Genomic DNA, 24138 nt, shown 5'->3' on the forward strand with positions numbered 1-24138 from the left:
CAGTAAAACACCTTTGATTGAAGAAAGTTTCCTTGTTTCGAAACGATGCTTACGGCGATGCGGTCGATATTGATATCAATCCTAGCGATTCGTTCCGCTTGAATCGGCTCATCGTAGGTAAGTTCCCTGCCATATACCTCTTCTTCATAGACGAGATGGACATAATATTCCCCGTTTTTGCGTTTGATTTCGACGGTATATGGTTGATATTCGATGATCGGTTTGCCTTTTGCATTCACTCCGACTGGTTCTCCCATGACGAGATCGATGATTTCCTCTTCATATTTTTCAGGAACAGACACAGGCAGCCTCAAGCGTGGAGCGTGTTTCCCTTCTTGTTGTCCAAGTGGATTCGCAATTTCTACATAACATTCATAAGTTTTATCGTCATACAGGAGGCGAATATTTAAATTTCCTTTTTTGCTTTTATCGCCTCTGGCGTACAACTGATTCGAGCGTAAATCTTTCCATTCTTCGTTCGTGATTTTTCCTTTCAAACGCTTGTAAAAGTTCTCTTTTCCACCAAAAATCACACGTGGAATCGTCCCTTGTTCCAGATGATGCGTTAGCTCGGCTTCTTTCGCTTTGAGCTTTTCTAACCGTTGGTGCAATCCACCAAGACATGTTGGAAGATCGACTTTTTTCGGTGTTTTTCTTCCATGGTGGTAGTCATCGATTTTCTTTTCGGTTTTTTCGATTTTCGCTTGCACATCCTCCAAGCGCATGGGAAGCAACTCACGTTGGGAAGAAATCAGTGATTGAACAAGCAGGACCGCATCTTCGGCAAACCGTTTGTTGAGCCGAAATTGGTGCGGAAGGTGCTTGATGATGTCTTTGGCGTTCCTTCCCTCCAGCAAGCGGTTGAACGCGTATCGCTTCGCGGAACCAAAGACGCGCATCAACTCATCCAATGAACGAAGTTGTGATGCATCATGAGAAACGATTTTCATCCCCCGAACCGTTTTCATCCCCTTGCCTTCCCCCTTGTTTGGATCCTTAAGAACATATATTCGCTAAATCTTCTTTATTTCCTTTTTACATGCAAAAGGGGGAGAGGATTTTTTATCAAAAGACAGGGGACGATGGAAAAGATGAAGAACATCCATCTCTTTACGTTCAATAACAGGAGATATTACATGATTTTATAAAGTTTAACAAACTGCTTATACCTCCTGCTCACTTAATATTTTTTATCAAAGAAAAAAGCAGGAAATCCCTGCATGCTTCGATGTCATTTTATCATATAGACCGTCAATGGTCGACGGTTGTTTCGATCGTTTTTGTTTTTTCCTGCTTGCTAACCCCTTCATATTCATAAACTTTTCCCAAATAAAGATGAAGCGGAGTATATAAAATAAGCCATTGCGCTATGATTAAAAAAATAAATTGAATAATGACAAGCTTCCATAAAAGGGATTCAAACCGTTTCATTGCGATATCGGCCTGCCTTTCATTTTTTATAGGCCATTATTCCACGCTTTCCTCCCATTTATTCACTATGTTCTCTGCCTTTTTTGCTTCTAATTGCCGTTCAAAACTATAGCGAATTAATCGCACGCGGTCCTGGGGAGCTACGTCTAAAAATTGCAGCGATGCTTTATAGACGCCATTTGCACCTTGAAATATACGGATAATTTTTGCCTTTAATTTTAAATAGTGATATTCGCCTGACCTCATTGCAAGCACTAGCCATGTTTCGACAACCATTCCAGGGAGCAGCTGCTGATGGTATGACGGCGGCAATACGACCGCCGCTCCGCCAGCACTAATATCGGTCGTCATCGTCGCAAATGGCGCAAACTCCTGATGAAACGGGTGAATCGCCACATCGGCATTGACTTTTACTCTCACATAGCGGCGGCGCTGAATGCGCACGAGCTTGTCTGCACTAGGATAAGCAAGGACGATCATCGGCACCGGCCGCCGCAGCTTTCCGGTCACTTCTGTCTCAAATAAATAAAGGCAGCCATCTTGCCCGACAAAACTTGCTTTCAATCGCATTCCGTTTAGGAAAAACACCGTTTTCCCTGCCTTTTCATCAACCGGATAACCTATGTGGATATAGTGATCTCCTATTTCCATTACTTTGCCTTTATATTTTTCTTTCCCGCCATCCAATGGCTCTAACGTTAACATGTCCCCTATTTTCAACATGGTCTCTCCCTTTCGTTTTCCCCTTAATATTTTTATTAAAACAAAAAGGAAAAGCTTTCATCAAGCTTTTCCCTAAACAATGACCTTAACTATAACTTGGTTCTGTGCTTTGCAGTCTTTCCACTTGTTCCTCCATTCCACTGTTTGCGTTAATAAAAATTTGATAGGTGTCTTCTCCGAGCGTCCCTAAAAATTCATAGCAGAGCACTGGTTCGTTCATGTCGTTCATAATGACGGCCTGGCGCTGTTCCATAATCTTTAAATTCGGATTGATTTTTTTCTTTGCTTGTTCCACCGTCAATTTCGGTTTCGGGAGCGGACGCTGGATGGAAGAAGACAAATAATCACGCGCAGAAAAGCCGACAATCGTTCCATTGTCAAGAGCTACTTTCATTTTAATTGCTTCCGGATAGATGCGAATTCCGTTTTCATTTGTCACAAATGTTAATACCGCAACGTTATCATATTGGGTGCTGTCATAAAGCTCCAAGTTTTTAAACTGATGTTGCTGCAAAAACTTCATTCCTCTATTTGCCGCTTCATGTAAACTAATTGCTTGTTTGGCAATTGGACGGCTATTGATCACCCAAATTGGGTAACCGCCTTTTGCTGTAATATCCATATAAATATCGCCTTTTGTTTTCGGATCATGAATCGTCAGACTGTAAAAGCGCTCATCTGCTCCTTTTCCGCTCGCCGTTACTTTAATGCTTTCCGTACCCTTTAACCCAAGAAAAGAACGGGCTATGCGCTTTGCTTCATGTTTGGAAATCGGTTTTCCTTTTGCGCGGACAAAACCTTTTTCCGTATTTTCGAGGCCAATAAAAGTCGGTCCAAATTCAGACGACTTCGAGAAGGTATCTACATTTTTTTCTACTGCTTTAAACCCGTCAATAATGACGTTATCTCCGGAACGATCGTTAGTGGCGAGCGCCAATTCGACATCCATCCAGCGCAAGTTATTTTTTAAAACTAAATGCTGGACGTTGCGCAGTTCTTGCTGAATGGTTGCCGCATTTTTATATAGTGCTTGCAGCGTACGGTATTCTTCTTTCGTAAGCGGCTCTTTTTCTAGATCGCGAATCGCTGTCCGGTAGCTGAACTCCCCTATTTTAGCGAGAAACTCCTGTGTTTTGTTAAACGGTAGCAGGGAAAGCGGCAGCTGCCCGACATCGGAGTGGGCTTCCGCAGCAATTTTCCATACTTCCGCTAAAGCTGGAGACAAGGAAGTGGGAGAATTCATGGCAAGCGTGTTTCCGATTTTATCATGCAGCAAATCGATTTGGTACGTTAAGTCATGGAAAGCACGCTGATAGTTATTTTCCGCATGAATTAAGATGGCATTTTTCTCCTGATGCTCCCGGTATCCCCAATACGCTGTTCCTACCACAGCAAGTGACAGTGCGCCGATTAATAAATTCCGTATCATTTCACTCACCTCCTGCATTATTTACAAAAGATATGTTTACCAATTCTTTTAATTTGCGGTCGGTTCCAAATCCATGAACTCGTTGCGGTGGCCGGGTTGAAATAATAAATGGCTCCATCGGTAGGATCCCAGCCGTTAATCGCATCGAGTACCGCTTTTTTCGATGTTTCATCCGGCGTCAGCCAAATTTGTCCATCGGCTACCGCGGTAAATGCCCCAGGTTGAAAAATTACGCCCGCCACTGTATCCGGGAACGAAGGATGCTCAAGACGGTTTAAAATGACGGCCGCCACCGCGACTTTACCGATATAAGGCTCCCCGCGCGCCTCCCCATGTACCGCGTTTGCCATCAGTTGAATATCGTTTTGCGAAAAACCTTTTGGTACATTGGCTGCTGTCGCTTTTACCGATCTGTTTCCGTTGCCGCCTCTATTATTTTTCTTTACTTGCTGGCTTAACGGCTTGCCTCCATAATGGGTAAACTCATTTCCTTTGCGAATTTGCTCCTTCACAAATTGCTCATGATATTTCGATACCTTTACTAGTTTTGCTTTTGTGCTATTACCGACGAGGCCATCCACTGGAAGCCCATATTCATATTGAAAATTGCGCACTGCCCAGTACGTTCTCCAGCCGAAAACGCCGTCAATTTTTCCATTGTAAAATCCGATATACTGCAGCCGCGCCTGCAATTCGATGACGTCATCCCCAACTGCCCCGCGCTGAATCACCTGGTTCGAAAATGCTTTTGCCTCTTCAGCCGGTTTTATACAAATAAACAGACAAGCAATAAGAATACTAAACCATAGATATCTCTGCATTTTACTAACCATGCGCAAACCCTCCCGTATTGCAACTATTGTTTTATCCCTATTTTCTTTCGAATTTGCCTTTTTATGCAAAAAAAGCAAAAAGCCAAGCTTATTATGCTTGACTTTTTGCAGAAAAAATTTTTTCGTAACCATGTAATGCTTTTGCCTGTTTTATCTTGCGAAGCGCAAACCACCATAATAACAACATGAAGGGAACCATGTAATAACTCCATTTCTCCTGCGTTAACAAAATGAAATCGTACATTCCGTGCAGAAGAAAGGACAACAAAAACGCCAAAAATAAGTAACGCCGTTTCTTTCTCGTAAATTTTGCTTTGCCAAAATAAAAACCCATGATGACTGCAAATAAAGCGTGGCTGGAAACCGGCAAAAGCGCCCTTGTCACAGCAAACTCCACACCGTTCGCCAATAAATACAAAATATTTTCCATCGTCGCAAACCCGAGCGACACACTGGCGCTATACACAATGCCGTCGTACGGCTCGTCAAATTCATAATGGTCATAAACAAAAAAATAAACGATAAACCACTTGACGAACTCCTCCAACAATCCTGACAAAAAAAAGGCGCGGGCGACTTTAGAAGTCGCCATTCCTTCAGCATGAAACACATATTGAATAAACATAATCGGAAACACCAGCAGCGCTCCGATGATAAATATTCGCAATACAAAAGATAACGGTTCTGTTTCGTATTCATCTTTCAAATAAAAATAGCTAAGCAGTGCAATTCCTGGAGCAACGCCAGCGGAAATTAATGTGAACATACAAATCCCCGTTTCCATTCGTTTTCTTTATGGTAACATGAGAATGGAATATTTGAAAATGACCTTCTTCTATTATTGCATCATCGAACTTTCGAATGGAGGGAAAATAATGAAAAAAATCTTAATTATTCATACAGGCGGCACCATTTCCATGAAAGAGGATGAAGAAACAGGAGCCGTACGTCCTGATGAAACACATCCGTTGCATGATGTGGCGCCGCCATTGGCAAGCCTTGCCGATATTTATGTAGAAGAGCTGTTCCACTTGCCATCGCCGCATATGACGCCGCAGGAAATGCTGCAATTGCGCAATCGCATCGAAGAAAAAATTGCCAATGAACAAATAGAAGGCATTGTTGTTACACATGGAACAGACACCCTTGAAGAGACGGCATATTTTTTAGATTTAACCGCACGGACCGATGTGCCGATTGTCGTTACCGGCGCGATGCGCTCCAGCAATGAAATCGGCGCGGATGGGCTGTACAACTTAATTTCGTCAGTAAAAGTGGCGATAAGTGACGAAGCGCGCGGAAAAGGAGTATTGGTCGTACTCAATGACGAAATCCACACGGCTAAAAACGTGACGAAAACCCATACATCCAACATTGCGACATTCCAAAGCCCGCAGTACGGACCGATTGGAATCGTCACAAAGCGGGGGGTGTTTTTTCACCACGCGCCGACGAAACGCACGACATATCCGGTTCAAACGATATCGAAAAACGTGATTTTATTAAAAGCATATGCAGGTATGGATGAAGCAATTTTTCATGCCATTCAAACGCTTCCGCTTGATGGAGTTGTCATTGAAGCGTTAGGGCAGGGAAACCTGCCGCCGCGCGCCGCTAAAGGGGTGCGCTCTTTGCTTGACGCCGGCATTCCGGTCGTTCTTGTATCCCGCTGCTTTAACGGAATTGTACAAGATATCTACGGATATGAAGGAGGCGGAAAGCAGCTGAAAGAAATGGGCGTCATTTTTTCCAACGGGCTAAACGGGCAAAAAGCACGCATCAAACTGCTTGTCGCCCTAGAAATCACAAACAACCCGCAAAAACTGCAAGAAATGTTTATGGAATAATCAAGGGAGGCTGGCTTGTTCCAGCCTCCTCCCGTTATTGCTGCTTCTCCCGCTCCCGTTTGACAATGCAAGCGGCAATTTGCCCGCCGTGAAAGCGGCCGTTTTCAATAAAAATCTCATTGGCATCATTGCCGGCGGCGATGACGCCGGCAATGAAAATGCCAGGGACGTTCGTTTCCATCGTTTCGGGATTATAAAGCGGCCGCCCCGTTTCAGGGTCGACTTCCACTCCCATTTTCTTTAAAAATTCATGGTCAGGATGATATCCCGTCATCGCAAAGACAAAATCGTTTTTGATTTTTTTCGTTTCTCCTTCTACTTCGTAAATGACAGCATCTTCAGTAATTTCCTTTACATGAGCGTTAAACTCCATTTTAATGATACCTTTGCGCACGAGAGAATCGAACTCCGGCAAAACCCAAGGTTTAATGCTTGGCGAATAGCCGCTTCCCCGGTACAAAACCGTGACGCGCGCCCCCGCTTTGACAAGCTCAAGCGCTGCATCAACACTCGAGTTTTTTCCGCCGATGACCACGCAGTCGGTATTGAAATATGGATGCGCTTCTTTAAAATAGTGTGTCACTTTCGGCAAATCTTCCCCCGGCACGTTCATATAGTTTGGGTGGTCATAATATCCTGTCGCCACAATGACATATTCAGCACGGTATAGTCCTTTTGTCGTGCTTACAAGGAACGTTCCATCTTTTTGTTTTTCTACTTGCTTCACTTCCTCAAACGTTTGCACGCGCACTTGCTTTCGCGCGACTACTTCGCGGTAATAGGCAAGCGCTTGATTGCGCTTTGGCTTCCGATTTTCCGTAATAAACGGCACGCCGCCGATTTCGAGGCGGTCGCTCGTGCTAAAAAAGGTTTGATGAGTTGGAAATCGATAAATGGAATGGACAATATTTCCTTTTTCTATCACTAACGGACGATAACCGACATCTTGTAAAGCAATCGCTGCAGCAAGCCCGCAAGGCCCCCCGCCGACAATAATGATCTTTTCTTCTTTCACCATGCCCTTCACTCCTTATAGCATCAAAAAATCCCCTATCATATGATAGGGGATTTTTTGGCATGTTGCAAATAAGTTAATTCATCTTTATTATACCCAGCCACGGAAACGGCACGCTTCCGCCATTTTGCGGACGCCGACCATATAAGCGGCCAAACGCATATCGACACGGCGTGTTTGCGCCATTTCGTATACGTTATTGAACGCTTTCACCATGACTTTTTCTAACCGCTCTTCCACTTCTTCTTCCGTCCAATAATATCCTTGATTGTTTTGCACCCATTCGAAATACGAAACCGTTACGCCACCCGCGCTCGCCAATACGTCCGGGACAAGCAAAATGCCTCGTTTTGTTAAAATTTCCGTTGCCTCTAGCGTCGTCGGGCCGTTTGCCGCCTCCACGACGATGCTCGCTTTAATATTCGGTGCATTCTCTTCCGTAATTTGATTTTCAATCGCTGCCGGCACTAAAATATCGCAGTCGAGCTCCAACAGCTCTTTATTCGTAATCGTATTTTTAAATAATTTCGTTACCGTGCCAAAACTGTCGCGGCGCTCCAATAAATAATCGATATCTAAACCGTTCGGATCATAAAGCGCTCCGTATACATCGGAAATACCGATAACTTTCGCGCCGGCATCATGCATAAATTTCGCCAAAAAGCTGCCCGCATTTCCAAAGCCTTGGATGACAACGCGGGCGCCTTTTAAATCAATGCCGCGTTTTTTCGCCGCTTCGCGGATACAGATCGTAACCCCTTTTGCCGTAGCGGTTTCGCGTCCATGCGAACCTCCCAGCACTAGCGGCTTCCCTGTAATAAATCCAGGCGAATTAAATTCGTCAATGCGGCTATATTCGTCCATCATCCATGCCATAATTTGCGAGTTCGTAAAGACATCTGGTGCAGGAATGTCTTTTGTCGGACCAACGATTTGGCTAATCGCACGAACATAACCGCGGCTTAACCGTTCTAATTCACGGAATGACATCGTACGCGGATCACAGACAATTCCACCTTTTCCACCGCCATACGGCAAATCGACAATGCCACATTTTAGGCTCATCCAAATAGATAGCGCTTTCACTTCACGCTCCGTGACGTTTGGATGGAAACGGACTCCTCCTTTAGTTGGACCAACCGCATCATTATGCTGGGCACGGTAGCCGGTAAAAATTTTCACCGTACCGTCATCCATACGCACCGGAATTCTCACTGTCAGCATGCGAATCGGTTCTTTAAGCAACTCGTATACTTCTTCCGGATATCCCAGCTTTTCCAGAGCTCTATGTATAACGATTTGCGTTGCTGCTAATACGTCATATTCTTTTTCATTTTGTTCTTTTTCCTCGCTGGTATGCTTGTCGGCTACCATACGTAAACCTCCTATAAGCTCGCTATGATATTGATATTGTCGCCTTTCATGTCATAGTATACACCTTCTTGCTATTTATGCAAAGAAAAAAAAATAAAATGGCAAACGATTTATGACTATTTATAACTATTTCCATCTTTATTATGTTTATATGCTGTTTTTTCCTTATTATATGGCGGCTTTTCTTGCCCTTGAACAACAGAGCCGAGGTAAAAAAAACCAGACTCCTTGTCCACATGAAGGAGTCTGGTCATGCGTTAACGTGCCGGAAAATAATGAACGAGTTGTTCAATCGCTCGATGCTCGATTAGTTTTTTGCCATATTCCTGCACACGATGTATCGTTATCGTCGAAGGGCTGCCGAACTCCGCCAGCAAAGCGACAAAATTATCGATCGGAATAGGAGGTTCTTCCGCAACATGCAAGTAAAATCGGTCTTGGTAAGAATAAAGCGTTCCGTCTAAACAACCGATCGCATAGAGACGATGAGCAAGCTGAATGACATCTTCAAACGTTTGAAATTCGTAAAATATGTCATCGCTCTCATCGAGCGTTACTTGCATTTCAATGTAATCGTCGGCAAATTCTTCCTCCATTTCATCGTATTCGCCCTCGCTTGTTACGATAACAACCATTCCCTGTGCCGGTAAAGAGTATACTTCCACAGCGATCGATCCGTTTACTTCAAAGCCAAGCTCTTCGCTTGCCTCCTCAATCATATCGCGAAACAATTGATGAACTTTAAACGTATCTTTCCATAAATCGTCTTTCGTTAAACCGCGATCCATCAAATCATCAAACGTAAGGAAAATTTTAATTTTATTGTGGGTTAAGCGTTCAAGACGCATCAACACCCCTCCTTACCTACACAGCCATCTCTTATGTTTATTGTATGAAATAATTCATAAATGGTTCGTTGTTATTATTAATGAGTTTACATCGTTTTCCGTCATTTAGACAAGCATTTTTTCTTTATCTTCTTCTTTCCATGAACGAATGGTGATCAAATTCGTTTCCGCAGGCGCTCCAAGGCGAAGCGGAATGGTTGTCGTCCCGTATCCGTTACTGACAAAAACGGCAGTGCCGTTCACACTTTTTAAACCACCTTTTTCATAGAGCCCAAACGAAAAGAAACGAATTTGCCCTCCATGCGTATGACCGCTGATCACAAGCGAAATACGATGTTCGGGACGAAGACGCCCGACAATTTTCGGATTATGCGAAGCAAGGATGCGGAAGGCATTCTCATCCACCCCTTGAAGCGCTTTGTCTAATCTTGCGCGCCGTTTGCTCATATCCTCCACTCCAATGAGGGCAAGCTTCTCCCCATCCCGGGATTGCAGCATCACAGCACTATTTTCCAATATATGCACTCCTTCCTCGAGCAAAAGCGAGTGCAAATCATATTCCGCTTCATAATCATTATTCCCCCAAATAAAATAAACCGGTCCAATCATTTTTAAGCGGCGAATATTTTCCTTGACACGCGCAGCGGGCACCCCTTTTTCCGTAAGGTCCCCGCCGACTAAAACAATATCCGCCTTTCCTTTGATCTCCTCCACAATTTTTTTCGCCAATATCCGCCGATGAAGGTCGGAAATAAAAAAAATGGAAAACGCCCGAAAACTACTTGGAAACTGAGGAAAGGTCAACTCAATGTGAACAACGCGGTTTCGATGCGCTTCCCACCACATATAAGCCAATATACAGAAAAAAGAAAAAAAGACGATCCAAACCAAGTATAATGCCCCCTATAAATTTCGATGATATTGCCGAGAACGATCCAAATCCATCGATATCATACCATAAATAAAGGAGAAAATAAAAAATAAAACAGCCAGCTTTCTTTCCCATTGAAATAACCAATAAAAGGTCGCTATCCCTCCACAGCAAACAAACCATTCCATCCAGCGTACCCGCTTTCCCAGCAGACATAACACAATTCCTTCAATGACGGTGCGAATCACTACCGCATTTGCCAAAAAACCAATAAAAAAGCAGGTCAGCGCCAAAAACGTCCGCAAAGGATTAAAAATAAGCTCGGTGATAAAAAGGGTGAAATCAAACGGAGTCAATGGCGGCATCCAATGAATCAGCAAATATCCGCATAAAAATCCAACCATCACACACAACAGACGAACCCACATACCATTTCCCCCCTCCCTCTTCTACATGTATTCACGAAAAAGGGAGGCATGAGTAAAATGTTGCAGTCATAAATATAGACTGAAGTTTTATAAAAAGGAGGTTTTTTATGTTCACCACACGAAAGCAATATGAACCCTATGTAAGCCCATTTGATCCTTGTCCGCCAATTCGCGTCAAAACATATGTCACCGCGCCGAACCAATATGTCGGATTTCAACCGCCTAACTTGCCGCAATTCCCTTTGCATGAAGCATTGAAAAAAGGTACCCTCTGGAAAATTTTTTATGATCCATATTACGGTCCTTACGAAATGAAAACTAAAGGTGATGGACAATGAAGCAGGTGCCACAAGAATACTATGAACTTTTAGAGCAGCTCCAAGCAGTTGATTTTGCCCTCGTCGACTTAACGTTATACCTCGACACCCATCCTACCGACTACCAAGCGATCCAGCAATTTAACCAGCTTGCGCAAAAACGGAAACAGCTAAAGAAACAGTTTGAGTCCTGTTATGGTCCACTGCAACAATATGGAAACAGCTATTCCAACTATCCGTGGAATTGGAATGATTCTCCTTGGCCTTGGCAAGTATAGCAACGCCACTCGCTGTAAAAGGAGGAAATAATAATGTGGATTTATGAAAAAAAATTGCAATATCCCGTTCGTGTCAGCACGTGCAACCCAAAACTGGCGAAATATTTAATTGAACAGTATGGAGGGGCGGATGGAGAACTCGCTGCCGCGCTTCGTTATTTAAATCAACGCTACACCATTCCTGATAAAGTAATGGGTTTACTCACAGATATTGGAACAGAGGAATTGGCTCATTTAGAAATGATTGCAACAATGGTATACAAATTAACAAAAGACGCCACTCTAGAACAGCTGAAAGAAGCAGGTCTCGACGCACACTATGTCGATCATGACCGCGCTTTATTTTATCATAATGCCGCCGGCGTTCCGTTTACGGCGACATACATTCAAGCGAAGGGAGATCCGATTACCGATTTGTATGAAGATATCGCTGCCGAAGAAAAAGCGCGGGCAACCTATCAATGGATTATTAATATGAGCGATGATCCAGATTTAAACGATGGGCTTCGTTTTTTACGCGAACGTGAAATCATTCACGCTCAACGTTTTCGCGAAGCAGTCGAAATTTTAAAAGAAGAGCGTGACCGGAAGAAATTTTTCTAATCGGAAAATAGCTGAATGGGAGTACCATTCAGCTATTTTCATAATACAAATTAATATCGTACTCCTTTTTCATCATTTCAAACAGTTTATGCCGCTCTTTCCATTGCTGTTCATCTTTCCATAAATCGATGCTTTTTTGAATGATTTCGCAACGAAGGGAATGAAATTCCTCTTCCGCTTTATCACATTTTCCTTTGTAATATAAAACGGCCCAATACGAGGTAAACAGCAGTAACAATATATATAAATGCACCGTTTTTCCCAAAAATCCGTTGATCAGCTCCGTCCATGTGCCGCTTGGAAAAATTAAATAAAATAAAATGTAGATGGAAAACAGCGCGAACCCGCCGAAAGTAACGAGCTGCAAGGAAAAAACTTTTTTCTTCAGCCGTTCCCATTTTTGTTTTTTTTCAATCACTCCAATCAGCATTTGCCTTGTCACTTCATCTATCGGCACATGCTCGAGAAAATTTCCCATCATTCCATCCCCTCGATTTTTCCTCCACCCTTTCTTATTATAAACGTATGTACGAGCCTGCTTCGTTAGAACGAAAAAACGACCGTTTGTCTATCTCTCTATTTTTCCACATCTGTCACCGGAATTTGCAATACTTGTCCTTGATGGAGCTTTGCATTTTGCAAATGATTCCATTTTTTTATGATTTCCATTCCGCGATCGCTCTGATAATATTTCATCGCAATACTGTATAGCGTTTCATTTTCCTGCACGATATGTGTGATTACTTTTTTTCTTGTTTCTTTTTTGTTTTTCTTTAATGCAGGCTGATTTTGTGCCCTTGTTGTTGAACTGCTCGACTCGGTCGTTCCCTTCTTCACTGGATCAATATCAACTAATTCATAACTGCCTGTTTCGCTGCGGGTGACAACCGTCACCGTTTTTGAGTCTTGATTCGCATAATAAATGCTTAACATCGAAATCGGCAGCAAAATGAAAAACAGTACTAACAAACGTATGAGCGGATATTTCAGCTTCCACTTCTTTTTCTTTTCCCGCTTTCTTGTCTTCTTCTGTCGACGCACCTCGCTGCGCGATGGAAGCGGCAGCCCGTCTTCTTTTGCCGGCTTATTTTTTGGCTGCGCCAATTCCCGCAATACTTCCGCTTGATCTTCGATACGCTGCTCACTCACTCACGATTACCCCCGTTTTGTTTCCTTTCGCGCACATAATGGAGACGAATATCTACCGCTAAAATAAAATCGATCAGAAAATGGGCAAAAATCGTTGCCCACAGGCTTTTAGTCCACTCATAAATACATCCGAGAAAAAAGCTTAACAGCACTACCATCACAAACAAAAACCATTTTTCTAAATAGCGGATGTGCAACAAGGCGAACACCGTGCTGGCGACAAACAGGCCGAAATATGTCTGGATGACGCCGCGAAACAGCCACTCTTCGCTGAAAGCGATCAATAAACATAAAAAAAAGATATGCGGAATCGAGCGGCTACGGAAAATTTTTTCATTAATTCCCCCGTCATCCTGCCATTGTTTCGGCAAATAGCGCATCGCCAAAAAATCAAGCGCTAACACGAGGGCGGCGCTTCCCCCGCCATAGGCAATCACCGCAGCCAAATCAAACTGCCAAATTCGCCGCAACGTCGAAAGATCAAAAAGAAAAAATGCGATCACGACGGACGCGACAATTAGCAATAATTGCGTCAAATATAAATGGAGCAGTACTTCGCGATCGCTCATCATTTGGATTTGTTCACTTTGCCGCTTCATGTTTCACTACGCCTCGCTTTAAAAGAAAATACGCTGCAATTCGACCCGCCAACCAAGGAAACGGGTAGGGTGTTTTTCCTCGTTCGTACGCAAGTAGCCGTCTAATGACAGCCCGCAACAATCACAGCACTGCTCCGGCTTGTCCGTCAGGGTCTGCCCAAAGGCCTGGACAATCGCCTCCCGCCGGCAGGAACGGCGAAAAATCCATTTTTCCATTTCCTTTAACTTTTTCCGCTTCCATTGCCGGCGTAGTTCGATGTTCTTTGTTACTTTTCCATATAGGCGGTCAATTTCTTGCTTGGCAAGCGGCCGGTTGGAAGAAAAAACCCCTTCTTTTTCCAAAAAGTACGTAAAAATCCGCTTCTGGACATCCGTAAACAGACACATATCCATGTATTGCTCGACATCATCTCGGGAAGCGCCATATAATAAATTTTCACACAGCTGTTTCACCTGCGCGTCGTCCGGCAGTTCCGCTTCCATTAGCGATTGTATCATGCCATCGTCCCCATTGGTATATAGTAAAATCGCAATGCTCTTTTCTCCGTCGCGCCCCGCCCTGCCGATTTCTTGAAGATATGCTTCCATTTGGCCGGGCATATGAAAATGAAGAACAAAACGGATATTTTCTTTATTGACTCCCATGCCAAACGCAGCCGTGCAGCATACGATGTCTAACTGACCGCGTAAAAACTGCTGCTGCACCAGCATCCGTTGTTCGGCATCCATGCCTGCATGATAATACGCCACCCGCTCGATTCCTTCCTGCTGCAGTTGGCGCGCCATCGTTTCTGTCCATTGCCGGCTCGAAAAATAAATGATTCCAGGGCCTTGAAGACGCTTGACATAGTCGAGCAAGCGGTCCACTTTTTCGGAAAGTGAGCTCAGCTTTTCTACCTTGATTGCGATATTCGGACGGTCGACGGAATGAATATGGCAGCGCAGCGGAGAAAGCTGCAAAATATCGATAATATCATTCATCACTTCCGGAGGCGCCGTAGCTGTCAATGCGAGGCACGGCGGCGACCCAAGCTGGCGCCGGATCTCCCCTAACTTTAAAAAATCAGGACGGAAATCATATCCCCACTGAGAAATGCAGTGAGCTTCATCGACGACAAATAAAGAAATAGGAGTATTCGTTAAGGCAATAAGCAGCCGCTCCGACTGCAGCATTTCTGGAGAGACATAAATAAAGCGAAACTGGTCGAGCTGCTCAAGCGCCCGCCACTTTTCCCTTGTTTCTAAAAAACTATTAAAGGCAATGGCCCGCTTTTCCCCACGCTCCCGCAGCTGCCGTACTTGATCTTCCATGAGGGAAACAAGCGGGGAAATGATCAAGACGCTGCCTGGCAATAAATAGGCCGGAAGCTGATAGCAAAGCGATTTTCCTCCGCCCGTCGGCAGCATCGCCAACACATCATATCCGCGCAAAAGGTCTTCGATAATCTCCTGCTGTCCTTTGCGGAACGAAGAATAGCCGAACTTTTTCTGAAGCAGTTGCGTTAACGTCACCACATTTCCCCTTCCTTTGCCAATACGAGGCGGATTTCAAAATAGCTGACGTCGTCACCGATCGCATCGCGAATCCGCTTTAATTTGCGGGTCTTGAGCTTTCGCGCCGTCTCGATAATTTTCGCCGCCTTTTTTTCATGCACAAACGGCGCGATTGAAAACTGTGGAATATTGGCGGCAATTTCCACGACATGATCTTCAATCGTGCTTCTTTTTAAACGGCGCAGCCGCGCAATTTCGCCGAGCGGTTTCCCGCGCAACAGCCATTCATACGTTTTTTGTGCGGACAGCGTCAGTGGTATAGGCAATGACAATCCGTGCATTAATTCATATAAAATAGAGGAGCGGTCCGCTTCTGCTGACGCCATCATGTAATGAAGCACATTTTGAAATTGAAACTGAACGCATACGCGATCTTTTTGCAAATACGATGCAATTTGTTCGTTCGTCCAGCCGATTCGCGCATAACTCGTCAAACGCAAGGTAAACACCGTCGCCTCTTCCTCGGAAACGTCATCGAGAAGACGGTATAGCTCCCCATAAAGCGTTTCTGCTAATGTTCGCACCGTTCTTCGCTGTGATAGTAAATAGCGCTTCACCCACATCAATGTTTTTTCATGGCGGTGAATCGGCTCAAAACTGGTGTGGTGAAGGAGGTTCGATAATGTTTGCACAAGCAGGGACAAACGGTACCAAAACCATTTTTCCAAGTCGTGATAGCGCCATCCATTGAGATGCGTCGGAAAAAATGTCCGCTGCAGCTGTTCATCCAGCCATCTTTTTCCTTTTTCTGTCAATATATAAGCGCGATTTTGCACAGGGACAATCAAGCCGTTTTCGAACAACGACTGTGCTGCTGCCTCGATCTCGCTGAACGTAATATCTTTCCATACGCCAAAAAACGGCGCAAGCTGAAACCATTTACTGTCCTGCAGCGTTTGCGCTGATTTTTTTCCGGAAAATAAGTGATAGACCGCCGCCAACGACCTTTCGCCGTTGAAGCGGTGCAGACAAAACGACAGCAAAAACGCAGCATATCCGTCTTTCATGTCAGCTGCTCCTTTATGCAAATCTACATTATATTGTAACAGAATTACCTGCCTTGTTTCGCTCATAAAGTTTTTCTGTTTAGAAAGAATGCATAATAGGCAAGTAGACACCGTTTATATATTAAAAACGCAGATGTGACATTTTTATGTTGAAAAGTTGCTGAAACAGCCTTATTATAAAATTGAAAGTTCATTTCCGAGTATAGAACACGGAGATGAATCGTCCGTTTCGAATAGAACTTGGGGAGGTTTTTATCATGCCAAAATATACGATTGTGGATAAGGAAACATGTATCGCCTGCGGAGCGTGCGGCGCGGCGGCTCCAGACATTTACGACTACGATGAAGACGGCATCGCCTACGTTACTTTAGATGATAATCAAGGCATCGTAGAAGTTCCGGAAATTCTGATCGACGACATGATGGACGCCTACGAAGGCTGCCCAACCGAGTCGATTAAAGTCGCCGACGAGCCGTTTGACGGAGACCCAAATAAATTTGATTGATAAACATACACCCTCTTGCCAACAATGCAAGAGGGGTTTATTTATGTTTCGCCGAGAGTGTTGATTGGTCAATAAAATCAAGCGAAATGGATGCAAAAGCTGCTTTTCCGCGGGCAAATGCATTTGCCGGCCGGCATTCTCGTCCATCTGTTACGACAGAAAAGCGTGAATCGTCTGAACTGCTTTCCATCGCAACATGAAATATTTGCAAGCAATGGATCATCCACATTCACGTGTTTGCGAACGGCCTATTTCTGTAGTTGCTACCCTTTACCATCTATTCTATAATAGAAACGCATACATAATTTAAAGGAGGAACGTGTTGTGGCATTCGAAAATAAAGTGGTTGAAGCATTTATCGAAATTCCGGCAGGAAGCCAAAACAAGTACGAATTCGACAAAGAACGGGGCATTTTCAAACTAGACCGCGTCCTGTACTCACCGATGTTTTATCCAGCAGAATACGGATATTTGCAAAACACGCTCGCTTTAGACGGCGACCCGCTCGATATTTTAGTCATCACCACCAACCCAACGTTCCCTGGCTGCGTGATTGACACACGTGTCATCGGTTATTTAAACATGGTTGACAGCGGCGAAGAAGATGCAAAGCTGATCGGCGTTCCGGTTGAAGATCCGCGTTTCGACGAAATCCGCAGCATTGAAGATCTTCCGCAGCACAAATTAAAAGAAATCGCCCATTTCTTTGAGCGTTATAAAGATTTGCAAGGAAAACGGACGGAAATCGGCACATGGGAAGGTCCGGAAGCTGCTGCCAAATTAATTGAAGAATGCATCGCCCGCTACAACGAACAAAAAAATAAATAAACAACACAGCGCCCAAGTCTCCATAACGGCTTGGGCGCATTTTATTAAGCAAAATCCGAACATTCGATGATAAAAACGTTTACATTGGTATGACTTCTTTTCATATCATTGACAGAAAGCGCTTTAGTATGGTAAATTATCAGAAATTTAAAATTCTTGAATAAGAAAGGAGCACATCGACGTGTTTCGCATTTTAGTTTCCGACGCAATTAACGAAGAAGGATTAGCCCCACTACGAAAATCCGAACAAATTGAAATCGTGCAAAAAAATGTCAGTGAAGCAGAAAACGAACTGCATGAATTTGATGCCTTGCTCGTTCGCAGCGCGACAAAAGTGACAGAAGAACTGCTTTCAAAAATGCCGAACTTAAAAATTATCGGCCGCGCCGGCGTCGGGGTTGACAATATTGATGTAGAAGCGGCGACAAAGCGCGGGATTGTCGTCATTAACGCGCCAAATGGAAATACGATTTCCGCCGCCGAACACACTTTTGCAATGATGGCCGCGCTCGTACGCCACATTCCGCAGGCGCATATTTCGGTCAAATCGCGGGAATGGAATCGCTCCGCGTTTGTTGGCATGGAGCTGAAAGGAAAACATTTAGGCATCATCGGATTCGGCCGCATCGGCTCTGAAGTAGCGAAACGTGCACGCGCCTTTGGCATGACCGTGCACGTGTACGATCCGTTTTTAACGAAAGAACGCGCCGAAAAACTCGGTGTGTCGATTCATACGCTCGATGAGGTGCTCGCTTGCGCCGACATTATTACCGTGCACACTCCGCTGACAAAAGAAACAAAAGGACTTCTCGGCGAGAAAAATTTGGCAAAAACGAAAAAAGGCGTGTATCTCATCAACTGTGCCCGCGGCGGCATTATTGACGAAAAGGCTCTCATTCCGTTTTTGCAAAATGGCCATGTGGCAGGGGTCGCCCTCGATGTCTTTGAACAAGAACCGCCGGGAGACCATCCATTATTGTCGTTTGATAATGTGATCGTCACTCCGCATCTTGGCGCTTCCACTGTCGAAGCGCAATTAAATGTCGCTACTCAAGTTGCCGAGGAAATATTACAGTTTTTAGAAGGAAAACCGGTTACATCTTCTATTAATCTGCCAGCCTTGTCCAAAGACGTATACGAGAAAATTCAAGCATTCTACCATTTAGCGAAGAAGATGGGCATGATTGCCTCACAATATATGAATATTCCGGTTCAAGAACTGTCCGTTACGTATGCAGGAACCGTCGCCGATTTAGAAACGACTTATATCACGCGCAGTCTGCTCGCTGGATTTTTACGGCCGCGTGTCGCTTCGACGGTCAACGAAGTGAACGCCGCCATGATCGCAAAGGAACGGGGAATTACGTACGGCGAAAAGTTTTCTGACGAAACACACGGCTATGCCAACTGCATCTCCCTTACCGTTCATGGCGAAAATAGAACATTTACGATCAAAGGCACGCACATTCCAAACTACGGCGACCGCATCGTCCACTTTGACGGATTTACGATTGATTTTGCGCCGGAAGGACATCTCCTTTACATTCAACACCAAGACCGCCCGGGGATGATCGGAAAAGTCGGAAACGTGCTTGGCGAACATCAAGTAAACATCGCCACGATGCAAGTCGGACGACAAGAAGCGGGCGGCAGAGCGATTATGTTGCTTTCGCTAGATAAGCCAATTGATGATGCTGTTATGCAAAAATTAACCGAAATCGAAGATATTGACACCGTAAAAAGATTAGAAGTGTAAAACAAAAAAGGAATGGGCACGACCCCATTCCTTTTTTGTGTGATCACCGCTTTTATCCTAGCGGCACCGCCTTCCGTTCCCCCTTATGAAACGTCATCAACTCCGTATAACCGACACTTCTCGCAAGCGCAATCGCTTTGTCGTAATCTGCCCCTACATGCTCAGGGACATGCGCATCGGAGGAAAGCACAATTGGGATGCCTTTATCGTAGCACATTTGCAATAGCCGTTTATCCGGGTATAGCTCGCCAACCGGTTTCCGCAGCCCTGCTGTGCTGATTTCGACGCATGTTTTCGAGTTTGCCAGCGCGGTTGTCGCGCGATCGTATTGCTCGAGCAAAAATTCTTCATCTTCTGGAACGTATTTAAATATTTTGACCAAATCCAGATGACCGATAATATCGAATAAATTGGACTCAGCCAAGGTGACAACTTGGTCAAAATATTTGCGGTATGTATCGTATAGATCCCTGCGTTCCCATTCTTGACGGTACTCTGCCAAATCAATGCCAAAATCATCAACCCAATGAATTGAACCGATCACATAATCAAACTCATAAGATTGGATAAATTGCGCCATTTCTTCATGTTTTCCCGGCGTATAATCCATTTCAATGGACATTTTTACGTCAATTCCGGCATCCCACGCTTCATGGAACAGCCGGACATAGTCATCCATATCATAGTAACGGCGCGCGTCGACCCATGGATTGGATAAAATATTTTTTGTTTGGTAAAAATGGTAGGCATGTTCCGATATGCCAAAATGCTGAATTCCCTTTCTTGCTGCTTCATCCGTAAATTGCCGCAAATATTCGAGGGTCAGCGTTCCCCGCTCAAGATGATTGTGATAATCGGTTAACATGTTTCTCTCTCCTCCCTCTACGTTTCTATCATTATATCGCATAGAGATGAGGAGGACAACGGTTTTGCGAATTTTCGCACATTCACCCCGCCATACCAACCATAAATAGCAAACGAATGCAGGCAGCCATGCCTGCCACGACAAGCAAACGTCTCATCACATCTCCCATCATCCGTTCCTCCCTTTCGTTATCATTCCGCCATATATTGTATTATGTGAGAAAAGCGGCAAATAGAACGTTGCCATTGCTACATTAACAAAATTGTAACAAAAAACGCTTCCTTTTTATTGGGCAGATGCATATACTGTAATCGGATTTGGACCAACGGGTACGGCGATTTTTTTCCCAAACATATACGGGCCAATTTGCTTGACTCCCCCGCCTTTAAATGTAACGGTGCGAAAGCCGAACTCTTTCGCCGTAAGCAAAATCGCCTCCATCATCCATTGAATCGATGGCAGTCCGTTTAGCTTGGAATCTTCCGTAAACTGGATCACGACATGATCATTCTGCACGCTCACCTTCTTAATGCGAACTCCTTTTGGGACAGTGGAGCGCAACGGCCCACCTCCATCTTTTTTCATCTGTTTTAATGCTTCTAAAAACGTCGAAACATGCTGCGGCGACGGAACAAGAAACACAGAATGCGTCGAACCGGACCAATATAAATAATACGCCCGCTTCTTATTCGGAATTTCCACTTCCTTTATATATCCTTTATGATGAAACGCCATTCCTTCCTTCTTTTCGGTAAAAAAACGGACTTTCTTTCCACCCATCCAGCGAATCGTTTCTTCAACGCTGGCAAGAAACAATGATTCACCCATCGATCCTTCGGAAAAAACTGGATGTTGTTTTGACACCCGGACCAGCCAGACTCGATTGCTTTCACGAGAAGGGACAATCGTGACACCATTAAGCAGCCGCTTTGATAACCCCCATTTTTGTTCATCAATTTGTGATTTGGCCATTTTGAGCTGCTCAGCCGCTTGTTCATATTTTTTTACCGGAACGCTAATGGGAATGATGATTTGCGACTGTTGATCAGGGATTCCTACTACGACAATATCTTGATCATTCAATGCATCTTTGGTCACAATGCGCGATAAAAACGAATCGTGCTCCCTAGCAGACAAAAGCGTTTGGCTCTCCTTTGCCGGCTGTTCCGCCTGTAGCGTTATCATATGCCGATCTAACTTCTCAGAGCTTTTTTCCGGACGTTGTGTGAATGGAAGGCTAGGTGCATAGATCGCCACCACAGACACCGCCGCAACGACGGAAATCAGTGATGGAAGAAACCAGGCTTTCCAGCGTGCCGTTTTTCTTGCTTTGATTAATTGTTGATATATTTCTTCCTTCGAACGATGATCTTTAATCATCGGCATCTGCTGTAGCGTATGCTCAAGGCATTCGTCATTCCACCGAAACTTTTTCACGCTGTCCTCTTCCTTTCTCCATTTCTTCTTCCATATACTTTTTCAACACTTTCAACGCCCGGTGCTGCGTCGTTTTGACTTTGCTCTCCGTCCATCCTAACGCCTCCGCTGTCTCCGTAATCGACAGCGATTGGATAAAGCGAAGCACGATAACAAGCTGCTGATCGATCGTACAACGTTCTAAACAGCGGTACATTAGCTGAATCTCCTCTTTTTGAATCGCGATTTCCTCCGGCAGCGGCTGTCCATCACCAAGCTGTTCTTCACTCCAATCTAATTTTCCTAATTTCTGCTGTCGGCTTTTTTGTTTGCGGAAAAAATCGATCGCCACATGGCGCGCAATCGACAGCAACCATGTTTTTTCACTGCTTTCCCCTTTAAACCGCTTATAAGAACGCAGTACTTTTATGTATACTTCCTGAACGAGATCTTCTGTCTGCTCTCGATTTCGTACCATATAAAATAAAAAATTAAAAATATCATCATGATACTTTTCGTACAACTCCTCAAAGACGGAGTCCATCCTTTCTCCTCCCATTCTACTTCATTTGTCGCCGCGACAAATCGTTTCGTTACAATCATGATAAAATTTCCACGTGAAAAAAGGAAGAATATTGCAAAATATTCTTCCTTCTTTTCTCTTCCATTTTACTAATCTATGAAGAGCGGAAAAAATAAACTTTTGGCAATCTTTTTGACTTCCTCTTCCACACAAGGATGGTAACTAATTAATATAGCGGTAGACGGACCGGCAGAAGCAAAAAGGGGCAGCTTGCAGGAACATGATGAGAAAGCAAGGCCGTTTGCCTGTAGCAATTGCTGCAGTTCGTAATAAATTCCTTTTGAACCAATCGGGACAATTTCATAAATACACGTTTGTCTCAATAATGCTTGAAATAACGAAAGAGAGAGAACTCGTTCATTGCGCTTCAACACTTCATCACCGACAAGAGGCTCGCCGATTACCGCAAATTTTGCGTCTTTTGGTGTTATTCCGACCCGTTTCCGCTCTGTTTGCACCGTACCAACAACCGTTATGCCAACAGCGGACTGAAGCGTTGGAAAATTCGTTTCACTGCTCCCGATGACCGGAATGTCTATATGTAATTCTTGACACGTCCTGCGAATGCCATTGCAAAGTGTTTCCCACGCTTCATCATGCACAAAATTTTGCAGTACCACGGCATGCAGCTTTGCTCCAACACTCAATACTTCCATGAATGCAACGCGCGCAGCGAAATACGCAACGACATCATATGGAGCGTGTACAATATCCTTCTCTTTCTCTCCAATAGCTGCCGAACCATCCGTCGCAACCACTAACTCTGTGCCATCGTAAAAAGGTACAAACAATACATCACGCACGTGGCATCTTCTCCGATTCCATGATTGTCAATTTCCAAAGCACCGGAATAACGAGAGATGAAACGATGATGTTCGCAGCCGTCGCAGCCGTCAAAGAAGGAATAATCGCCAAAACAAACGCTTTTCCCATCCATAAAGCAAATGGAAGCGGCGCTAAAAAGGCGTTGCCAACAAAGAAAAAGAAAAAAGCAGCCTTTTTCCATTTATGTTGATATAGCCAAGCAAATCCATATACAAGCGCTGCCATTTCCACAGCGACTAGCAAATGAAACGCTCCTAACGGAAACCCTGCAAAAAACGCTGATATGAAATGACCAAACGCGGCAACGAGAGCGCCGCTGTTCGCTCCAAGAATCGCTGCCGCAACAAGTGCTGGAGCGCTATCCAATGCAATGCTGCCAAGCGAAGTTGGCAGCTTCAATAACGAACCGATCACCGATAAACTAATCAACACGATTGTCGCGGCAAATCGTTTCCGGCTTCCTATCATTTTTTCTCCTCCTTATCGCGAAACACGATGGCGCTCCGCTCATATTCGACGTCTTTTACTCCCAAACGCGCGTTAATGACACGGGCAACAGCAAAAAAGTAATCAGATAGACGATTCACATATTGCAATACAATTTCATTAACCGGCTCCGCTTTGCTCAAAGACACGATGCACCGTTCCGCTCTTCTTGTTACCGTACGGGCAACATGGAGCGCCGCTGCAGCCGGGGAGCCGCCAGGTAAAATAAATTTTTCAAGCGGCGGAGCTTCTTTCACATATTCATCGATACGCGTTTCCAAAAAGGCTACCATATCCGCCGTTACTTTATACGGAAGCTTTCCATTCACGATGGACAAGTCGCCGCCGCAATCAAATAATTCATGTTGAATTTTTTGCAATTCAGCGTAAATATCTTGAAATTTCTCCTCATCTAACAGTGTCATCGCCTGCCCGACAAATGAATTTACTTCATCTAACGTACCGTACGCCTCCACGCGCAGATGGTCTTTATCGACACGTCCGCCGATTAAACTCGTTTTCCCTTTGTCACCTGTTCTCGTATATAGCCTCATATCGTTTCTCCCC

The 24138-nt window shown here is 44.4% G+C and carries 29 protein-coding genes and 1 pseudogene; 7 read left to right on the plus strand and 23 right to left on the minus strand.

Going from position 1 to position 24138, the window contains the following annotated elements:
* The 6 genes and pseudogenes from GCA01S_RS14510 to prsW form a co-directional block, all read right to left on the minus strand.
* Positions 1 to 968 (minus strand): annotated as a pseudogene (locus GCA01S_RS14510) (IS200/IS605 family accessory protein TnpB-related protein); the annotation flags it as partial.
* A 283-nt stretch (positions 969 to 1251) separates the two neighbouring features.
* On the minus strand, positions 1252 to 1431 hold the full coding sequence (locus GCA01S_RS14515) for a YpfB family protein (RefSeq protein ID WP_017435363.1): 180 nt from the start codon (positions 1429 to 1431) through the stop codon (positions 1252 to 1254).
* A gap of 36 nt (positions 1432 to 1467) precedes the next feature.
* Entirely contained in the window at positions 1468 to 2154 is a 687-nt protein-coding gene (locus GCA01S_RS14520; protein WP_042410936.1) for a flagellar brake protein, read from the minus strand.
* Positions 2155 to 2239: 85 nt separating this feature from the next.
* Positions 2240 to 3583 carry a germination protein YpeB gene (ypeB, locus tag GCA01S_RS14525; RefSeq protein ID WP_042410938.1) on the minus strand — a complete coding sequence of 448 codons (1344 nt, stop codon included), beginning with the start codon at positions 3581 to 3583 and terminating at the stop codon, positions 2240 to 2242.
* Positions 3584 to 3600: 17 nt separating this feature from the next.
* Positions 3601 to 4416 carry a spore cortex-lytic enzyme gene (gene sleB, locus GCA01S_RS14530; protein ID WP_100225071.1) on the minus strand — a complete coding sequence of 272 codons (816 nt, stop codon included), beginning with the start codon at positions 4414 to 4416 and terminating at the stop codon, positions 3601 to 3603.
* 91 nt (positions 4417 to 4507) lie between these two features.
* Positions 4508 to 5182 (minus strand): glutamic-type intramembrane protease PrsW, encoded by a 675-nt coding sequence (gene prsW / locus GCA01S_RS14535; protein ID WP_017435359.1) that lies wholly within the window; start codon positions 5180 to 5182, stop codon positions 4508 to 4510.
* 109 nt (positions 5183 to 5291) lie between these two features.
* On the opposite strand from prsW, the gene GCA01S_RS14540 reads away from it, so the two are divergent.
* Entirely contained in the window at positions 5292 to 6263 is a 972-nt protein-coding gene (locus GCA01S_RS14540) for an asparaginase (RefSeq protein ID WP_017435358.1), read from the plus strand.
* Between the two features lie 34 nt (positions 6264 to 6297).
* Here the strand turns inward: GCA01S_RS14540 and GCA01S_RS14545 are convergent, their stop codons facing one another.
* The 5 genes from GCA01S_RS14545 to GCA01S_RS14565 all read right to left on the minus strand — a co-directional run bounded on the left by GCA01S_RS14545 (position 6298) and on the right by GCA01S_RS14565 (position 10799).
* A complete protein-coding gene (locus GCA01S_RS14545; RefSeq protein ID WP_026078478.1) occupies positions 6298 to 7278 on the minus strand; it encodes a YpdA family putative bacillithiol disulfide reductase in 981 nt (326 codons plus the stop codon).
* 90 nt (positions 7279 to 7368) lie between these two features.
* Positions 7369 to 8652: a Glu/Leu/Phe/Val family dehydrogenase gene (locus GCA01S_RS14550; RefSeq protein WP_017435356.1), complete on the minus strand. Its 1284-nt coding sequence runs from the start codon at positions 8650 to 8652 to the stop codon at positions 7369 to 7371.
* Positions 8653 to 8909: 257 nt separating this feature from the next.
* A complete protein-coding gene (locus GCA01S_RS14555; RefSeq protein ID WP_042410941.1) occupies positions 8910 to 9500 on the minus strand; it encodes a genetic competence negative regulator in 591 nt (196 codons plus the stop codon).
* Positions 9501 to 9605: 105 nt separating this feature from the next.
* Complete coding sequence (locus tag GCA01S_RS14560) at positions 9606 to 10391, minus strand: metallophosphoesterase (RefSeq protein WP_017435354.1); 786 nt, start codon at positions 10389 to 10391, stop codon at positions 9606 to 9608.
* A gap of 12 nt (positions 10392 to 10403) precedes the next feature.
* Positions 10404 to 10799, minus strand: coding sequence for a hypothetical protein (locus GCA01S_RS14565; RefSeq protein ID WP_017435353.1), 396 nt, complete (start codon positions 10797 to 10799; stop codon positions 10404 to 10406).
* Between the two features lie 107 nt (positions 10800 to 10906).
* Between GCA01S_RS14565 and GCA01S_RS14570 the strand changes: the two genes are divergently transcribed.
* Genes GCA01S_RS14570 through GCA01S_RS14580 form a run of 3 tightly spaced genes read left to right on the plus strand, consistent with a single transcriptional unit; the run spans position 10907 to position 11997 of the window.
* Positions 10907 to 11137: a spore coat associated protein CotJA gene (locus GCA01S_RS14570; protein WP_017435352.1), complete on the plus strand. Its 231-nt coding sequence runs from the start codon at positions 10907 to 10909 to the stop codon at positions 11135 to 11137.
* A complete protein-coding gene (locus tag GCA01S_RS14575; protein WP_017435351.1) occupies positions 11134 to 11394 on the plus strand; it encodes a spore coat protein CotJB in 261 nt (86 codons plus the stop codon). Before GCA01S_RS14570 ends, GCA01S_RS14575 begins: the two co-directional genes overlap by 4 nt.
* A 33-nt stretch (positions 11395 to 11427) precedes the next feature.
* Positions 11428 to 11997, plus strand: a complete 570-nt coding sequence (locus GCA01S_RS14580) for a manganese catalase family protein (RefSeq protein ID WP_017435350.1) — start codon at positions 11428 to 11430, stop codon at positions 11995 to 11997.
* Positions 11998 to 12025: 28 nt separating this feature from the next.
* Here GCA01S_RS14580 and GCA01S_RS14585 read toward each other — a convergent pair whose 3' ends face one another.
* The 5 genes from GCA01S_RS14585 to GCA01S_RS14605 all read right to left on the minus strand — a co-directional run bounded on the left by GCA01S_RS14585 (position 12026) and on the right by GCA01S_RS14605 (position 16306).
* Positions 12026 to 12475 (minus strand): YpbF family protein, encoded by a 450-nt coding sequence (locus GCA01S_RS14585; RefSeq protein WP_017435349.1) that lies wholly within the window; start codon positions 12473 to 12475, stop codon positions 12026 to 12028.
* A 98-nt stretch (positions 12476 to 12573) separates the two neighbouring features.
* Positions 12574 to 13146 (minus strand): LysM peptidoglycan-binding domain-containing protein, encoded by a 573-nt coding sequence (locus tag GCA01S_RS14590; RefSeq protein WP_081804206.1) that lies wholly within the window; start codon positions 13144 to 13146, stop codon positions 12574 to 12576.
* Positions 13143 to 13745, minus strand: a complete 603-nt coding sequence (locus GCA01S_RS14595) for a CPBP family intramembrane glutamic endopeptidase (protein WP_017435347.1) — start codon at positions 13743 to 13745, stop codon at positions 13143 to 13145. Before GCA01S_RS14595 ends, GCA01S_RS14590 begins: the two co-directional genes overlap by 4 nt.
* An 18-nt stretch (positions 13746 to 13763) precedes the next feature.
* The gene (locus GCA01S_RS14600) at positions 13764 to 15260 is read right to left on the minus strand and encodes a RecQ family ATP-dependent DNA helicase (RefSeq protein WP_033313725.1); all 1497 of its coding nucleotides are present in this window, start codon (positions 15258 to 15260) and stop codon (positions 13764 to 13766) included.
* Positions 15254 to 16306: a YpbB family protein gene (locus tag GCA01S_RS14605; RefSeq protein WP_042410944.1), complete on the minus strand. Its 1053-nt coding sequence runs from the start codon at positions 16304 to 16306 to the stop codon at positions 15254 to 15256. The genes GCA01S_RS14600 and GCA01S_RS14605 overlap by 7 nt, the downstream gene beginning before the upstream one ends.
* A gap of 257 nt (positions 16307 to 16563) precedes the next feature.
* Here GCA01S_RS14605 and GCA01S_RS14610 point away from each other — a divergent pair, with 257 nt between their 5' ends.
* Complete coding sequence (locus tag GCA01S_RS14610) at positions 16564 to 16812, plus strand: ferredoxin (RefSeq protein WP_003249499.1); 249 nt, start codon at positions 16564 to 16566, stop codon at positions 16810 to 16812.
* Between the two features lie 37 nt (positions 16813 to 16849).
* Here the strand turns inward: GCA01S_RS14610 and GCA01S_RS20200 are convergent, their stop codons facing one another.
* The gene (locus GCA01S_RS20200) at positions 16850 to 17023 is read right to left on the minus strand and encodes a hypothetical protein (protein ID WP_155835581.1); all 174 of its coding nucleotides are present in this window, start codon (positions 17021 to 17023) and stop codon (positions 16850 to 16852) included.
* A 113-nt stretch (positions 17024 to 17136) separates the two neighbouring features.
* Here GCA01S_RS20200 and GCA01S_RS14615 point away from each other — a divergent pair, with 113 nt between their 5' ends.
* Both GCA01S_RS14615 and serA read left to right on the plus strand, forming a co-directional pair.
* Complete coding sequence (locus GCA01S_RS14615; RefSeq protein WP_017435343.1) at positions 17137 to 17640, plus strand: inorganic diphosphatase; 504 nt, start codon at positions 17137 to 17139, stop codon at positions 17638 to 17640.
* A gap of 181 nt (positions 17641 to 17821) precedes the next feature.
* On the plus strand, positions 17822 to 19396 hold the full coding sequence (serA, locus tag GCA01S_RS14620) for a phosphoglycerate dehydrogenase (protein WP_042410946.1): 1575 nt from the start codon (positions 17822 to 17824) through the stop codon (positions 19394 to 19396).
* 52 nt (positions 19397 to 19448) lie between these two features.
* Here the strand turns inward: serA and GCA01S_RS14625 are convergent, their stop codons facing one another.
* From GCA01S_RS14625 to GCA01S_RS14650, 6 genes are all read right to left on the minus strand, one after another.
* Positions 19449 to 20261, minus strand: a complete 813-nt coding sequence (locus GCA01S_RS14625; RefSeq protein WP_017435341.1) for a histidinol-phosphatase — start codon at positions 20259 to 20261, stop codon at positions 19449 to 19451.
* 285 nt (positions 20262 to 20546) lie between these two features.
* A complete protein-coding gene (locus GCA01S_RS14630) occupies positions 20547 to 21698 on the minus strand; it encodes a GerMN domain-containing protein (protein ID WP_042410948.1) in 1152 nt (383 codons plus the stop codon).
* Complete coding sequence (sigX, locus tag GCA01S_RS14635; RefSeq protein ID WP_042410950.1) at positions 21676 to 22221, minus strand: RNA polymerase sigma factor SigX; 546 nt, start codon at positions 22219 to 22221, stop codon at positions 21676 to 21678. The genes GCA01S_RS14630 and sigX overlap by 23 nt, the downstream gene beginning before the upstream one ends.
* Positions 22222 to 22349: 128 nt before the next feature.
* Positions 22350 to 23063 carry an AIR synthase related protein gene (locus tag GCA01S_RS14640; RefSeq protein ID WP_042410957.1) on the minus strand — a complete coding sequence of 238 codons (714 nt, stop codon included), beginning with the start codon at positions 23061 to 23063 and terminating at the stop codon, positions 22350 to 22352.
* Positions 23056 to 23553 (minus strand): ECF transporter S component, encoded by a 498-nt coding sequence (locus GCA01S_RS14645; protein ID WP_017435336.1) that lies wholly within the window; start codon positions 23551 to 23553, stop codon positions 23056 to 23058. Before GCA01S_RS14645 ends, GCA01S_RS14640 begins: the two co-directional genes overlap by 8 nt.
* Positions 23550 to 24125, minus strand: a complete 576-nt coding sequence (locus GCA01S_RS14650) for a cob(I)yrinic acid a,c-diamide adenosyltransferase (RefSeq protein ID WP_017435335.1) — start codon at positions 24123 to 24125, stop codon at positions 23550 to 23552. The genes GCA01S_RS14645 and GCA01S_RS14650 overlap by 4 nt, the downstream gene beginning before the upstream one ends.
* Positions 24126 to 24138 lie beyond the last annotated feature (13 nt).

The sequence above is a fragment of the Parageobacillus caldoxylosilyticus NBRC 107762 genome, from assembly GCF_000632715.1.
Taxonomy (GTDB): Bacteria; Bacillota; Bacilli; order Bacillales; family Anoxybacillaceae; genus Saccharococcus; species Saccharococcus caldoxylosilyticus.

What these genes read in the sequence shown, in the direction of transcription:
- GCA01S_RS14515 (WP_017435363.1), bottom strand. Translation starts at nt 1,431, where the DNA reads ATGAAACGGTTTGAATCCCTTTTATGGAAGCTTGTCATTATTCAATTT.
- GCA01S_RS14520 (WP_042410936.1), bottom strand. Translation starts at nt 2,154, where the DNA reads ATGTTGAAAATAGGGGACATGTTAACGTTAGAGCCATTGGATGGCGGG.
- ypeB (WP_042410938.1), bottom strand. Translation starts at nt 3,583, where the DNA reads ATGATACGGAATTTATTAATCGGCGCACTGTCACTTGCTGTGGTAGGA.
- sleB (WP_100225071.1), bottom strand. Translation starts at nt 4,416, where the DNA reads ATGGTTAGTAAAATGCAGAGATATCTATGGTTTAGTATTCTTATTGCT.
- prsW (WP_017435359.1), bottom strand. Translation starts at nt 5,182, where the DNA reads ATGTTCACATTAATTTCCGCTGGCGTTGCTCCAGGAATTGCACTGCTT.
- GCA01S_RS14540 (WP_017435358.1), top strand. Translation starts at nt 5,292, where the DNA reads ATGAAAAAAATCTTAATTATTCATACAGGCGGCACCATTTCCATGAAA.
- GCA01S_RS14550 (WP_017435356.1), bottom strand. Translation starts at nt 8,652, where the DNA reads ATGGTAGCCGACAAGCATACCAGCGAGGAAAAAGAACAAAATGAAAAA.
- GCA01S_RS14555 (WP_042410941.1), bottom strand. Translation starts at nt 9,500, where the DNA reads ATGCGTCTTGAACGCTTAACCCACAATAAAATTAAAATTTTCCTTACG.
- GCA01S_RS14565 (WP_017435353.1), bottom strand. Translation starts at nt 10,799, where the DNA reads ATGTGGGTTCGTCTGTTGTGTGTGATGGTTGGATTTTTATGCGGATAT.
- GCA01S_RS14570 (WP_017435352.1), top strand. Translation starts at nt 10,907, where the DNA reads ATGTTCACCACACGAAAGCAATATGAACCCTATGTAAGCCCATTTGAT.
- GCA01S_RS14575 (WP_017435351.1), top strand. Translation starts at nt 11,134, where the DNA reads ATGAAGCAGGTGCCACAAGAATACTATGAACTTTTAGAGCAGCTCCAA.
- GCA01S_RS14580 (WP_017435350.1), top strand. Translation starts at nt 11,428, where the DNA reads ATGTGGATTTATGAAAAAAAATTGCAATATCCCGTTCGTGTCAGCACG.
- GCA01S_RS14585 (WP_017435349.1), bottom strand. Translation starts at nt 12,475, where the DNA reads ATGGGAAATTTTCTCGAGCATGTGCCGATAGATGAAGTGACAAGGCAA.
- GCA01S_RS14595 (WP_017435347.1), bottom strand. Translation starts at nt 13,745, where the DNA reads ATGAAGCGGCAAAGTGAACAAATCCAAATGATGAGCGATCGCGAAGTA.
- GCA01S_RS14605 (WP_042410944.1), bottom strand. Translation starts at nt 16,306, where the DNA reads ATGAAAGACGGATATGCTGCGTTTTTGCTGTCGTTTTGTCTGCACCGC.
- GCA01S_RS14610 (WP_003249499.1), top strand. Translation starts at nt 16,564, where the DNA reads ATGCCAAAATATACGATTGTGGATAAGGAAACATGTATCGCCTGCGGA.
- GCA01S_RS14625 (WP_017435341.1), bottom strand. Translation starts at nt 20,261, where the DNA reads ATGTTAACCGATTATCACAATCATCTTGAGCGGGGAACGCTGACCCTC.
- sigX (WP_042410950.1), bottom strand. Translation starts at nt 22,221, where the DNA reads ATGGACTCCGTCTTTGAGGAGTTGTACGAAAAGTATCATGATGATATT.
- GCA01S_RS14645 (WP_017435336.1), bottom strand. Translation starts at nt 23,553, where the DNA reads ATGATAGGAAGCCGGAAACGATTTGCCGCGACAATCGTGTTGATTAGT.
- GCA01S_RS14650 (WP_017435335.1), bottom strand. Translation starts at nt 24,125, where the DNA reads ATGAGGCTATATACGAGAACAGGTGACAAAGGGAAAACGAGTTTAATC.